Source organism: Stenotrophomonas sp. SrG (assembly GCF_050031795.1).
Lineage (GTDB): Bacteria > Pseudomonadota > Gammaproteobacteria > Xanthomonadales > Xanthomonadaceae > Stenotrophomonas > Stenotrophomonas rhizophila_A.
This window is the reverse complement of sequence record NZ_JBNBBE010000858.1, coordinates 1-244: the sequence shown is the minus strand read 5'-3', so window position 1 is coordinate 244 and position 244 is coordinate 1. Positions and strand designations below refer to the sequence as shown.

General features: G+C 72.1%; 1 protein-coding gene. It reads left to right on the top strand.

The window, feature by feature from the left end; translation table 11 throughout:
• A partial coding sequence (locus tag ACQG3P_RS21965) for a glucokinase (protein ID WP_426806232.1) occupies positions 1-244 on the top strand: 244 nt, incomplete at both ends.

Genomic DNA, 244 nt, shown 5'->3' with positions numbered 1-244 from the left:
CCGGAGGAGATCCGCATCCTCGAGCTCCTGTCCGAGCAGGTCGGCCGGGTCTCGAAGGAACGCCTGATCTGCGGGCCGGGCCTGGTCAACATCCATCGCGCGGTGTGCGCGATGGCCGATGTCGACCCGGGCCAGCTGCAGCCGGTGGACGTCACCGCGCGCGCCCTGCTTGGCGACCCGCAGGCGAGGCGCACGGTGGACCTGTTCTGCGCGGTGTTCGGCGCCCTTGCCGGCGACCTGGTGC